The sequence below is a fragment of the Bacillus cereus group sp. MYBK101-2 genome, from assembly GCF_051918845.1.
Lineage (GTDB): Bacteria > Bacillota > Bacilli > Bacillales > Bacillaceae_G > Bacillus_A > Bacillus_A paranthracis.
Genome location: NZ_JBQAIE010000002.1, coordinates 311454 through 324491 on the forward strand (window position 1 = coordinate 311454; position 13038 = coordinate 324491).

Consider the following 13038-nt stretch of genomic DNA (forward strand, 5'->3'; position numbering starts at 1 on the left):
AGAGGATCATGACTGAAAATCACTACTTATTATTAACGCCAGGACCATTAACGACAACAAAAACAGTAAAAGAAGTTATGCTATACGATTGGTGTACGTGGGATGTTGAATATAACACGATGGTGCAACAGGTAAGAGCTAAACTTGTATCGTTAGCAACGAAGGAAGAAGAGAGATATACAACAGTATTAATGCAAGGAAGCGGTACGTTTTCAGTTGAAGCAGTAATCGGTTCTGTCATTCCAAAAAACGGAAAGCTGCTTGTTTGTACAAATGGTGCGTATGGTAAGCGAATTGTACAAATGGCAGAGATGTTACATATAGATGTGGTGGTCAGTCAAACAGAAGAGTGGGAGCCTACTAATATTGTAGAAGTAGAAAAGATATTACAACAAGATAAAGAGATTACACATATTGCAGTTGTTCATTGTGAAACAACAACAGGTATTATCAATCCAATTGTAGATGTATGTAAATTAGGGAAGCAATACGGAAAAGTAACACTAGTTGATGCAATGAGTAGTTTTGGTGGTATTGAAATAGATATCGCTGAGTTGCAAATTGACTTTCTAATTAGTAGTGCGAATAAATGTATTCAAGGGGTTCCAGGGTTCGGATTTGTTATTGCAAAGCGCGATGAATTGTTGAAATGTAAAGGGCAGGCACGTTCATTATCTTTAGATTTATACGATCAATGGGAAACGATGGAAAATCAAAATGGAAAATGGCGTTTTACATCACCTACACATGTTGTACACGCTTTTTATCAAGCACTACTTGAATTAGAAAAAGAGGGCGGAGTAAAAGCACGTTACAATCGATATGATAACAATCAAAAACTATTAGTGAATCGAATGAGAGAAATCGGATTTAAGCCACTAGTAGATGAAAAATATCAATCGCCTATTATTACATCTTTCATTTATCCAGAAGAATGGTTTGATTTTGAGCGATTATACAATGAATTAAAGCGTGATGGATTTGTTATATATCCAGGTAAAATTTCAAAAGTAGATACATTCCGCATTGGAAATATCGGTGATGTACATGAGGCAGATATTCATCGCTTAGTTGATAGTATCGCTAAAGGAGTTGTTATAGGTTGAAAGTATTTTGCTTAGGTGGAGCAGGTAAAATTTGTCGTGAAGCAATTTTAGATTTAGTGCGATTTTCATCTTTTGAGACGATTACAGTAGCAGATTTTAACGAAGAAGAGGGGCTTAAAGTAGTAGAATGGCTCAACGATCCTCGCGTTGATTTTGTGAAAGTAGATGTAACGAATCATGAGGATACGGTTGCAAAAATGAAGGGCTATGACATTGTAATGGATGGTACAACAATTAAGTTAAATGGGTTATCTACTCGATGTATTGCAGAAGCAGGTTGTCACGGTGTGAATTTAAATGGATTTGGTGAAGAAAATGATTCGCATTCTATATTTGTTCAAAACGGAAAAACATGTTTACCTGGGTTTGGTATGACGCCAGGTGTAACGCAAATGATGGCGATGCATGCAGCAAATCAGTTACATACTGTAGAGTCAGTTCGTGTAAGTCATGGTTCGTATCGTCCCATTGCTTTTTCTGCATCCATTACAGAAACAACGACATATGAATATGATCCACATTTGCCATCGCGTACAGTGTATGAAGATGGTGAGTTTAAGCAAGTGCCTCCGTTTGCGCGTCCAAGAGAAATTGAATTACCGGCGCCTTATGGTAAGACAACGCAGTATATCATACCGCATTCTGAAACGATTACGTTAGCAAAAGCATTAGAAAATAAAGGCGTTAAACTAATAGAGACGAGAGGAACTTGGCCAAAGCAAAATATGCAGCTCGTACGTGCATTGTATGATTACGGTATATTGCGTAATGATCCAGTTGAAATAAATGGAAAAGAAATCGGCATTATGGATTGTATTTCGAAGTATTTATTGCAATCGAAAGAAGGACAAGAAACAGAGATTTACGGTTATGCACTTCATGTAGAAGTAATAGGTATGAAAAATAATGAGAAACAAAGACGTGTATTATATCATACACACCCGTTATCTGATGGATCTGTTGTAGGATGGGAAAAATTAAGAGCTTATACGAGAAACGTCGGTATTCCATTTGGGATTGCTACAGAGCTAATCGCAAATGGGAATGTAAATAAAGTTGGTGTTGTGACACCCGAGGAAGCTTTTGTCAAACCACAAATTATTTTTGATGAACTAAAAAAGCGTGGTATTCATATTCACGAGGAAGTTTTCGTTGAAAAGGAAAGTTATAACTTTGTATAAGTAAGGCAGTGTATGAGGTAGAAATCAATGGGGTGAGGTTATGTCTGTAGTAGGTGAAGAAAGAAAGCGAACCATTCTTGAGAAGGTAGAGTTTAAAGGGAAGGTAAAAGTTTCAGAATTAGCGAGAGAGTTTGCTGTATCAACAGAGACGATTCGTCGTTATTTAGAAGAATTGGATCGTGAAAAGAAGTTGAAGAAAGTGTATGGTGGAGCCGTCCAACTTCCGGGAGCTGGAATAGAGGCACCAATGTTAGAACGAGAGATGCTACATATAGAAGAGAAGAAGCGAATTGGGTATAAAGCAGCAACATTTGTAGAAGATGGAGATGTTATTGCGATTGATGACGGAAGTACACCACTTCAAATGGTACCATATCTTGTACATCGCAAAAATTTAACGATTGTAACAAGTTCATTTCCAGTAGCAACACAATTAATTTCTTCTATTAATAAAAAGATGTTTCACGGTGAAGTTTTATTTATTGGTGGAAAAGTATCTCCAAAACATTCACGCGTATCAGGATCTATTTCGCAGCAAGTTATCCAGCAATTTCATTTTCATAAAGCATTTGTTTCGATTGATGGATTATTACCTGGTTTTGGAGTTTCTAGTTTTGAATTAGAAAAGGCTAAACTGTCAGAAGCGATGATGAAATTAGCAGAGAAAACATATATTTTATGTGATCATACAAAGGTAGGCGTAAAAGGAAATTACCGAATAGCAGCGTTTTCGCGCATTCAACATGTAATTTGTGATAAGAAAATGCCCTATAGTTTTGAAGAGGAAGTTAAAAGGCATAATATTCAATGGACAATTTGTTAAATACGTAGAACTCCCACCTGATTGTGAGGTGGGAGTTTTACTGCCTGCAAATAGCGGGATAAAAGATTTGTATTTATGCAAAAAAAGTGGACACATTTTCCCATCTCTTTCATATAATTTACCAATACAAAAAAAGTTGGTCGAAGGAAAGAAGGGGAAGTATGTCAGAACGGATATATAATAAACTTGTATTGTATGCAAATATTTTGCAAAAAATTGGTGTCATCAATGAGAAGGAGAAAAATGAAATTCTTCATACGATAGGTAAAAAAGCTCTTTGAATAAAGGGCTTTTATATTTTTTGCCTTTAAAAATATAAATTTAATGTAATATTCTCGTTGACATCGATAATGATATTCATTATCATTTATTTATGAGTAATTGATAATGTTTATCAATTATAAAGATTATATATGATAGGGGATATTATTTTGAAAAAAAATTATATGAAGGCGCTAGTAGTAGCGACAACATTAGCAATTCCATTTGCTGCATACTCTACTCCAGCGTTAGCAGCAATAAAAATTGAAGCAAACCAATCGGTAGCGGCAGCTAGTGAACGTACATACGATACTGAGATTAAAATATATAAGGATCAAAAAGACGAGCCATCTATGGTTTCTCAATATATAAAAAATCCTAAAGTAACGATTGCGGATGGGAAAAAAATTGTAACTGTAACAATGCAAGATAGCGATTATTTTCAATACCTTAGAATAGAGGATAAAAACCAACCTGGCGTATTTCATGATGTAAAAGTTTTGTCAGAAGATAAGAGGAAGAATGGAACGAAAGTAGTTCAATTTGAAATTGGCGAGTTTGAGAAGAAGCACAATATGCAAATGCATATACTTATTCCGGCTATTGGATATGATCACAAATATCAAGTTCAATTTGAAATTAAAGATCCAACTGTAGGTGACAAAGAAACAGAGAAACCAGATGATAACTCTAATTCAGGCAATATGGAGACGGATCATCCAGTTGATAATCAAAATATGATAACAGATAATAAATTAAGAGAGCTTGTTAATAAAAAGGTATTTAATAGAAAAGATTTAAATACACCAATCACGAAAGAAGAGTTATTACAAGTAAAGGACTTGTTTTTAAATACGAATGAGATACTGGATTATAGTGCATTAAAATATATGCCAAATTTAAAATCTTTAACAGTTGCGAATGCGAAGATAAAAGATCCATCATTCTTTACGAGCTTAAAACAATTGAAACATTTAGCTTTACGTGGTAATGAATTTTCAGATGTAACACCACTTGTTAAGATGGATAATTTAGATTCTCTTGATTTAAGTAATAATAAAATTACGAACGTTGCACCACTAATTGAAATGAAAAATGTAAAAAGTTTATATTTATCAGGTAACCAAATAGAAGATGTAACATCATTAGCGAAAATGGAACAACTAGATTACTTGAATTTAGCAAATAATAAAATTACGAATGTTGCGCCATTAAGCGCGTTGAAAAATGTAACATATTTAACTTTAGCAGGTAATCAAATTGAAGATATTAAACCGTTATATTCATTACCTTTAAAAGACTTAGTATTAACACGTAATAAAGTAAAAGATTTATCCGGTATTGAGCAAATGAAGCAATTAGAAGAATTGTGGATCGGGAAAAATGAAATAAAAGATGTTACTCCTCTAAGTAAGATGACACAGTTAAAACAATTACACTTACCTAACAATGAGTTAAAGGATATTACTCCATTATCAAGTCTAGTAAACTTACAAAAGCTTGATTTAGAAGCGAATTATATTTCAGACTTAACACCAGCTAGCAATTTGAAAAAGTTAGTATTCTTAAGTTTTGTTGCAAATGAAATTCGTGATGTTCGACCAGTTATAGAACTAAGTAAAACAGCCTATATCAATGTTCAAAATCAAAAAGTATTTTTAGAGGAAACAGAAGTAAGTAAAGAAGTAAAAGTACCTATATACGAGAAAGATGGTAAAATCTCTACAAAAATTCGTTTAAAGAGCGAAGGTGGTACGTATAGTAATGATGCAGTTAAGTGGAGTACACCGGGTGAGAAAGTATATGAATTTGGTGTAAAAGATCCATTTGCGGATACAGGAATCTTCTTCACAGGATCTGTGATTCAAAATGTGGTAGAAAGTAAAGAAGATAACACTTCTAAAGAAGACAATAATTCTAAAGAAGATGAAAAAGTAGGAGTAGTAGAATTTAAAGATGTACCAAAAGGACATTGGTCAGAGGAAGCAATTCATTATTTAGCGAAAGAAAATATTTTTAAGGGATATGGAAATGGACAATTTGGATTTGGGGATCGTATTACTCGTGGACAAGTTGCGTCTTTAGTACAAAGGTATTTGAAATTAGAAAATAAAGTAGAGCAGAAAGAGAGATTTACAGATACGAAGGGACATATGTTTGAGCAAGATATTGCTACAGTTGCGCAAGCTGGAATTATGCAAGGAGATGGTACTGGGGAGTTTCGTCCAGATGGAGTATTAACTCGATACGAAATGTCTGTAGTATTATATAAAGTATTTCAGCTAAAAGAAGATGAAAATAATAAAGTGAACTTTAATGATGTACCAACTGGTCATTGGGCAGAAGAATATGTGAAAGCGTTAGCGGACAATAACATATCAAAAGGTGATGGAAAAGGAAACTTTTTAGGTGATGATTTTGTAACACGTGAACAATATGCACAGTTCTTATATAATGCAATGACGAAATAAAAGATGAGAAAATACGTTATTCTTTGATTGAAAAAGAATAACGTATTTTTTATGTATAAAATGAAATAGTCAATATACAGGAGTATAGACATATGAATAGCCCTTTTTAAAGAAGAGACGTGAAACTATATTGACAAAAAGGCGTTCTCATGTGATAATTCAATTAAATTTTTAGAATAATCAAAAAATACTCCTTTTACATAGAAAGGATTCGAACATTATATGAATATTACGCCGGGGGTGACGAAATGTTATTTTTTCTAAAGAAATGGAATGAATTAAAAGATGTGAAATCTGAACTAGCACTTCGTGATTGGTTTTATGGTACAAAAATTAGCTTATCACTTTGTACGTCAAAAGAGCCGTTAACTTTTTTAGTAAACGTTGAAGGAAGAGATAAAGGGTTATTTTCAGAAGAAGATTTTATTGTTGTGAACTGTATGTGTGAACCAGTATTTGAAAATGAAGAAAAACCAGCTGCGGAATCATTTATGCATGCAGATATTTATAAAAAAAGTAGTGCAGAATGTATTTTACAAGTCCAGACTGTAGATAGTCATTTAATATCAGAGTTGTATGGAGAAAAAGGGGAAGTAACATTCGATAAACGTAGCGTGGAACGTGTTTTTGGAAAAGAAGGTATAACAGAAATGACAATTCCCATTGTAGAAGATGAGAAAAAATTCGCAGATTTATTAGAGAATAATGTGCCGAATTTTATTGAAGGTGGAGGAGTAGTTCTCGTTCATAATTATGGCATGATTGTGTGGGGAAGAACTCCAGAATACGCGAAAAAATGGTTGGAGGGTATAGAATATTTAATGAACTACCATGTAAAATTGTTAATGATAAAAGGTGCAAAGAGCTCTGTTATATGAAATGTTTGTGATGTCGTTACAAGTCAATAAGTAAATGAAAGCGTTTTAAAAATAATTTTACTCATAAAATATAGGACTCCTTATTATATATAGATTACATGTTGACATGTAAGGAGGAACATATTTTGCGAGTTAAATATCATTTTCTGCCAAAACAGCAAGTAACATTTTGCAAAATGAACGATTCAGGTAAGAAGGCTCTGCAAATTATGAATGAAACGGGATTTCGAGCAATCCCTGTATTAGCAGAAGATGAAAAGAAATTCATGGGGATTATTTATAAAGTGGATCTTTTAGAAAAGAAGTGTAATGGTGGATTAGAGGAATTAAGTACGGAACATATGCTGGAAGATTCCACTGCATTTATTTTTGAAAAGGACTCTTTTTTCAGAGCATTTTATGTTATTCGTCGTTTGCCGTTTTTAGCTGTATTAAATGATTATAATGAATTTGTTGGCATCTTAACTCATTCCAATATATTTGATGTTATTGAGGATTCATTTGGTATGCGGACGGGTGGTTATATATTAACGATTGCAACACAAGATTGTAAGGGAACGATTAAAGAACTTGGGACATTGTTGAAAGCATTTCATATCGGTGGACTATTTACGCTAGATAACGGCGATCAATATATTCGCCGCGTTATTGTCAATATAACAGATGAGTTAAATGAAAAAAGATTAAAGCAATTAATCGAAAAAATAGAGAAAAAAGGATTCAGGGTGAGTCATGTAGATTATATTTAAGATGAAAAGGAAAGGGAGCAATTTGCTATATGCAGATTGCTCTCTTTTTTAGTTTGAGTCATGAATCTTATTTTGAAACAGGAGGCGGAGATAATGCTAAATCGGATAAAAAAATAAAATCTGCATGTTCACGAATTTTAGGAATAGAGGTTTCTATAACACGTGATGTAATTTCACCTGGAGGCCCAACATGTCCGATAGCTACCATAATCGGTTTTTCTTGAAGTTTTTTTATGAGTAATTGGGCTTGTTTTGAAATATGTGCCGCTGTGTACACGTCATCAAAAAACAATTGATTTTCAATAATTGGTACTCCTAATTCTTTCCCGATTTTTGGGACGACACTCTTAGGATTTGTTTTGCTATCTAAATAAAATAAACCGTGTTTTTTACAAGCTGCGAGTATAAGTCGTACAATTCTTTCGTCTGCAGTCACCTTTGATCCCATATGATTATTCATCCCAATTGCATGTGGTACTTCTTGAATCGCTTGTTCGAGTCGATTATTTATTTCTTCGTCGCTTAAATCAGTTGTAATTGCTTTTGGTCCAAGCCATTCTTTTTTACCTTTAAGCGGTTCCATTGGCATATGTATAATAACTTCGTGTCCTTTCTTATGAGCCGCTATCGCATCTTCCTTTGTGGAAGGAAGAAAAGGCATAACAGCAACAGTTAGTGGAATAGGAAGTGATAACATTTTATCAGTTCCTTTCATATTATTGCCGAAGTCATCAATGACAATAGCTACTTTATTTGTATGGGCCTTGGCCTCAACAGGAAACAAGAAGGATGGTAAAAACATAGTCAAAATAAGCAATGCAATCGTATATTTGTGCATATAAATAGTTCCTTTCTATATTATCAATTACCATTATGGTTTGCGTTTTTATATAAATTAAACAAAAAATGTCGAAGAAAAGTATATGGAAAATAGGGAATCCGCTATTTAATTGGTGTTTGTAAAAAAAGGAGATAAAAAAATTGTCTATTATTGCGAATGTATTTACAAAGATAGAATAATTTGTAATAATTCTCAAAGTGAAGGTAAAGATTTGTAAATTACAGGGAGAAAATGTTAAATTTTCTGATTCTTCAAATTCAAATATGATAAGCAGTTAAAAGTTCAATGGAGAAGTGAAGTAGAGAGCATGGAAGTATAATAAGGGGGATATGAATGTTTACTGTAAAAAGGAAGTACACATTAGAAAAGCTTTCACGTGATATTCATATGAAACGTGAAGAGATGATTCAATTAGGTTTAACGAGTGGGTTAAATAGTACGGAGACGATTCAAGTTAGTCAAGAATTGGACAAGCTTATTTTACAGTACCAGTGTTATAAAGAAAAACAAACACCAAAATGGTTATCAATTATAAAGGTACCTATTTTTCAAATTGGGTATGAAGGGAAATCAAGTAATTTTTGGCGAATGCTTGTGGCTGGTTTTATGAAATAAGTATAATTACCCTTTAGGGATAAGGATAATTATACTATGTGTAACGGAATTTCGATATGAACTGTCGTTCCTTCGTTTTCTATACTGTTAATAAAAATATGCCCGTTGTACATCTCTATAATTCGTTTACATATGACAAGTCCAAGACCTGTTCCAGTATCTTTATTAGTAAAGAACGGATGAAAGAGGTGTTTTTGAATATGTTTTGGAATCCCTTTTCCAGTATCTATAATTTGCAATTGTGCGTGTGTTTCATTGTTTGTTACGAAAATAGTTAGTGTATCGCCAGAAGTCATAGCTTCAATTGCATTTTTTGTAATGTTTAAAACCACTTGTTTCATATGGTCTTTTGAGCACCGGATATGAACAGGACGGTCTGGCAAATGTAAATGGAATACAATATTATGTAGATTCGCCTCAGATTGAATAATTAATGCTACCTCATTTAGAATGGTTCTCACATCATATGTTTGTTCAATGATTGCAGTTGGCTTTCCAAGAATAAGAAATTCACTTACAATTTCATTAATTCGTTCTATTTCTTGTTCGATGATGGAAAAATAGAACTGATCTTGTTCATCTTTATATTTCTCTTTTAATAGAGCGACGAGCCCTTTAATTCCGGTAAGTGGATTACGGATTTCGTGGGCGGTACTAGCTGCAAAAGTTCCAACTAATTCAATTTTTTGTAGTTCATTTTGTTGTCTTTCTAGTTTTGTTTGTCGTTTTAACAACATATATTGAGCGAGTAAAAATAAAATTGACATTAAAAATAAAGTAGCTATACATTCTACGGCAACCCACTGGTTTAAAGTTTTTTGATGAATAGGTAACGGAGAAACAGAGACCTTCCAATCTAATCTTTGGAGTGGAGTAGTAAGCATATTAGAATGTGCATCACTTGTTTCGTTATTATCATCGGTTAGAAAAACTACATCATACTTATCAGTTACTTCAAAATGGTATTGTGGCTTAATGGCATTTAAAGATGATGAAATGTAGTCAAAGCGTAAACTTGCTAACAATAAGCCTGAGAGCTCCTTCTGTTTATTAAAAATGGGGGAAGCAATCATAATAGCTTGATGGCCAAGAACACGATCTGTAATGACGGATGATACAGTTGTTTTCTTAGTTTGTAATGCGTTTTGAATATATTTACGATCTGAGACATCAACAGGTGGTCGGTCACCTTCCGATGCGATTGTAATGATACCTTCTGGTGTAGCGTAATATAGACCAGAAAAACGTGCATCGTTTCCATCTGTATCATGTACAATTTCTTTCATCCCATTCATATTTCCAGTCTCGGTTCCTACGACCTTTGCGAGCATTTCTAGGGCAGAAATTGCTTCGCCAAGGTGGTGATCTAAATAGTCTCTATATAAAAAGAGGACCGTATGGGCAACTTGTTTATTTTCTTGTTTCATTTTATACGAATGATATGAATAAAATGTAGCACCAATCCCTGTTGTTGGTAGGATAACAAGCAATATATATAAAACTATGCTGTGGAATTTGAACTTCAAATTTGGTACTCCTTCTTTTTTATTATCATTATATATAAACTATGTTAAAATTGTCATGTTTTTATTCAAGAATCATTCATAATATATTTGGGGAGAGATAATGAATGAGTGAATACTCATTCGGAATTTATATGAAGTACTATTTTGTTCTTTTTATTATTGAGAATTTAAGTGAAGGGTTGAAAGTTGTATGACATCAAATAATGAACGAGAAGATATTTCTCAATCTTTAAAAGTATTTATTGCATTATCTCGTGTACATCGTTCTGTTATGGATACGACAAATAAGTCTATACAAAGTAACGGTTTAAATCCAACTGAGTTTGCTGTATTAGAACTGCTATATCATAAAGGCGGTCAACCACTTCAGCAAATTGGTGAGCGTATTTTAATAGCTAGTGGTAGCATTACATATGTTGTAGATAAGTTAGAGAAAAAGGGACTAGTAAAGAGAATTCCATGCCCGAATGACCGACGTGTTATTTATGCACAATTAACTGAATCTGGAGAGAACTTTATTTCTTCTATTTTTCCAGGGCATGAGCAAGTTATTCATCAGTCTTTTGAAATGTTAACGAAAGAGGAAAAGGAAGAATTACTGGATCTATTAAAAAAGATTGGAAAGTATGAAAAGTAATAATATGTTCCAAAGGAGCTTTGGATAAAGAAATCCAAAGCTTTTTTGTTTACATGTAATGATGGCAGTATATGCCGTATTTTGTTGAAGAATAAGAGGAGATTTGGAAGTAAGTATTGAATTATAGTAAAGGATGCATTTAATGGAGAGGAGGCTCGTTCATGTCATTTAAAGACTATGAATATAAAAGGCCAAATATTGAAGAATTAAAAGAGAAATTTACAGCTGCTTTAGAGAGGTTTGATAACGCAAAAACTGTAGAGGAACAAAAACAAGTCATTCATTCAATTAACGAAATTCGTAACGATTTTGGTACAATGGGGAATCTTTGTTACATTCGTCATTCTGTTGATACAACAGATGCTTTTTATAAGAAAGAGCAAGATTTCTTTGATGAATTCTCTCCAGTTGTACAAGGATATGGTACAAAGTATTATAATGCGTTAATTCATTCTCCATTCCGTGAAGAATTAGAAGCGTATTATGGGAAGCAATTATTTGCTCTTGCGGAGTGTGATTTAAAAACATATTCTGATGAAGTCGTGAAGGATTTACAATTAGAGAATAAATTATCTTCACAATATACACAATTATTAGCATCTGCAAAAATTAATTTTGCAGGAGAAGAAAGAACGTTATCACAGCTTATTCCATTTATGCAAGGGAAAGAAAGAAGTGAACGTAAAGCAGCAAGTGAGGCGTATTACGGATTTTTAGCTGAGAATGAAGAAGAGTTAGATCGTATTTATGACGAGCTTGTTAAAGTAAGAACAAAAATCGCCAAATCTTTAGGTTTCAAAAACTTTGTTGAACTTGGATATGCAAGAATGTACCGTACAGATTATAATGCGGAAATGGTAGCGAATTATCGTCAGCAAGTGCTAGATTATATCGTTCCCGTCACAACGGAATTAAGAAAACGCCAACAAGCACGTATCGGTGTAGAGAAGTTAGCGTATTACGACGAAAACTTTGAATTTCCTACAGGTAATCCAACTCCAAAAGGAGATGCGGATTGGATTGTTAATCATGGGAAAACGATGTATAAAGAGTTATCGGCTGAAACAGATGAATTTTTCAATTTCATGTTAGATAATGATTTATTAGATTTAGTTGCAAAAAAAGGAAAAGCTGGCGGTGGATATTGTACATATATTGAGAATTATAAAGCGCCGTTTATCTTCTCAAACTTTAACGGAACATCTGGTGATATTGATGTATTAACACATGAGGCAGGCCATGCTTTCCAAGTATATGAAAGTCGTAAATTTGAAATTCCAGAATATAATTGGCCAACATATGAAGCGTGTGAAATTCACTCTATGAGTATGGAATTCTTCACATGGCCATGGATGAAGTTATTCTTTGAAGAAGATGCAGATAAATATTACTTCTCTCACTTAAGTTCAGCACTTCTGTTTTTACCGTATGGTGTATCTGTTGATGAATATCAACATTATGTATATGAAAATCCTGAAGCATCACCAGAAGAGCGTAAGACAGCATGGCGTAATATAGAGAAAAAGTATTTACCGCATCGTGATTATGAAGATAATGATTATTTAGAGCGCGGTGGATTCTGGCAACGTCAAGGACATATTTATAGCTCGCCGTTCTACTATATTGACTACACGTTAGCACAAATTTGTGCACTGCAATTTTGGAAACGTGCAAGAGATAATAGACAAGAGGCATGGGAAGATTATGTGAATCTGTGCCAACAAGGTGGAAGTAAATCATTCTTGGAATTAGTAGAAGTTGCAAATTTAACATCACCATTTGCTGAAGGTTGTGTGAAAAGTGTTATTACAGAAATTGAAGCATGGCTACAAGCAATTGACGACACAAAATTGTAAAAAACATGCGCTTTTTTTCACATGTTTAACATCGACATAATGAGAAAATGATGAGATAATAAAAGAAAATTCAGAATACTAAAGAGGTGTTTCT

Annotated in this window: 11 protein-coding genes; 9 read left to right on the top strand and 2 right to left on the bottom strand. The window is 33.5% G+C overall.

The annotated features are described in order from the left end of the window. The first annotated feature begins 8 nt into the window (after positions 1 to 8). From phnW to cbpA, 6 genes are all read left to right on the top strand, one after another. Positions 9 to 1106: a 2-aminoethylphosphonate--pyruvate transaminase gene (gene phnW / locus ACTFSI_RS06875; protein ID WP_044792807.1), complete on the top strand. Its 1098-nt coding sequence runs from the start codon at positions 9 to 11 to the stop codon at positions 1104 to 1106. After that, positions 1103 to 2287 (top strand): saccharopine dehydrogenase family protein, encoded by a 1185-nt coding sequence (locus tag ACTFSI_RS06880; RefSeq protein WP_138322282.1) that lies wholly within the window; start codon positions 1103 to 1105, stop codon positions 2285 to 2287. Before phnW ends, ACTFSI_RS06880 begins: the two co-directional genes overlap by 4 nt. A 40-nt stretch (positions 2288 to 2327) precedes the next feature. After that, positions 2328 to 3110 (top strand): DeoR/GlpR family DNA-binding transcription regulator, encoded by a 783-nt coding sequence (locus tag ACTFSI_RS06885; RefSeq protein ID WP_000117662.1) that lies wholly within the window; start codon positions 2328 to 2330, stop codon positions 3108 to 3110. 413 nt (positions 3111 to 3523) lie between these two features. Further along, complete coding sequence (locus ACTFSI_RS06890; protein WP_440045302.1) at positions 3524 to 5842, top strand: NEAT domain-containing leucine-rich repeat protein; 2319 nt, start codon at positions 3524 to 3526, stop codon at positions 5840 to 5842. A gap of 248 nt (positions 5843 to 6090) precedes the next feature. Continuing rightward, on the top strand, positions 6091 to 6720 hold the full coding sequence (locus ACTFSI_RS06895; RefSeq protein WP_000895996.1) for a class II aldolase/adducin family protein: 630 nt from the start codon (positions 6091 to 6093) through the stop codon (positions 6718 to 6720). A 125-nt stretch (positions 6721 to 6845) separates the two neighbouring features. Next, entirely contained in the window at positions 6846 to 7469 is a 624-nt protein-coding gene (gene cbpA, locus ACTFSI_RS06900; protein WP_001264219.1) for a cyclic di-AMP binding protein CbpA, read from the top strand. 67 nt (positions 7470 to 7536) lie between these two features. Here cbpA and ACTFSI_RS06905 read toward each other — a convergent pair whose 3' ends face one another. Next, positions 7537 to 8307: a divergent polysaccharide deacetylase family protein gene (locus tag ACTFSI_RS06905; RefSeq protein ID WP_000549804.1), complete on the bottom strand. Its 771-nt coding sequence runs from the start codon at positions 8305 to 8307 to the stop codon at positions 7537 to 7539. 336 nt (positions 8308 to 8643) lie between these two features. On the opposite strand from ACTFSI_RS06905, the gene ACTFSI_RS06910 reads away from it, so the two are divergent. Further along, complete coding sequence (locus tag ACTFSI_RS06910) at positions 8644 to 8925, top strand: aspartyl-phosphate phosphatase Spo0E family protein (RefSeq protein ID WP_000495540.1); 282 nt, start codon at positions 8644 to 8646, stop codon at positions 8923 to 8925. 29 nt (positions 8926 to 8954) lie between these two features. Here ACTFSI_RS06910 and ACTFSI_RS06915 read toward each other — a convergent pair whose 3' ends face one another. Beyond that, complete coding sequence (locus tag ACTFSI_RS06915) at positions 8955 to 10451, bottom strand: DUF3149 domain-containing protein (protein ID WP_000669148.1); 1497 nt, start codon at positions 10449 to 10451, stop codon at positions 8955 to 8957. Between the two features lie 190 nt (positions 10452 to 10641). Here ACTFSI_RS06915 and ACTFSI_RS06920 point away from each other — a divergent pair, with 190 nt between their 5' ends. Together ACTFSI_RS06920 and ACTFSI_RS06925 are read left to right on the top strand one after the other, a co-directional pair. Further along, a complete protein-coding gene (locus ACTFSI_RS06920) occupies positions 10642 to 11088 on the top strand; it encodes a MarR family winged helix-turn-helix transcriptional regulator (protein ID WP_000203342.1) in 447 nt (148 codons plus the stop codon). Between the two features lie 161 nt (positions 11089 to 11249). Continuing rightward, positions 11250 to 12944 (top strand): M3 family oligoendopeptidase, encoded by a 1695-nt coding sequence (locus ACTFSI_RS06925; RefSeq protein WP_138322280.1) that lies wholly within the window; start codon positions 11250 to 11252, stop codon positions 12942 to 12944. Positions 12945 to 13038 lie beyond the last annotated feature (94 nt).

Coding starts and splice junctions, on each gene's coding strand:
- phnW (WP_044792807.1), top strand. CDS start 9: ATGACTGAAAATCACTACTTATTATTAACGCCAGGACCATTAACGACA.
- ACTFSI_RS06885 (WP_000117662.1), top strand. CDS start 2,328: ATGTCTGTAGTAGGTGAAGAAAGAAAGCGAACCATTCTTGAGAAGGTA.
- ACTFSI_RS06890 (WP_440045302.1), top strand. CDS start 3,524: ATGATAGGGGATATTATTTTGAAAAAAAATTATATGAAGGCGCTAGTA.
- ACTFSI_RS06895 (WP_000895996.1), top strand. CDS start 6,091: ATGTTATTTTTTCTAAAGAAATGGAATGAATTAAAAGATGTGAAATCT.
- ACTFSI_RS06905 (WP_000549804.1), bottom strand. CDS start 8,307: ATGCACAAATATACGATTGCATTGCTTATTTTGACTATGTTTTTACCA.
- ACTFSI_RS06910 (WP_000495540.1), top strand. CDS start 8,644: ATGTTTACTGTAAAAAGGAAGTACACATTAGAAAAGCTTTCACGTGAT.
- ACTFSI_RS06920 (WP_000203342.1), top strand. CDS start 10,642: ATGACATCAAATAATGAACGAGAAGATATTTCTCAATCTTTAAAAGTA.
- ACTFSI_RS06925 (WP_138322280.1), top strand. CDS start 11,250: ATGTCATTTAAAGACTATGAATATAAAAGGCCAAATATTGAAGAATTA.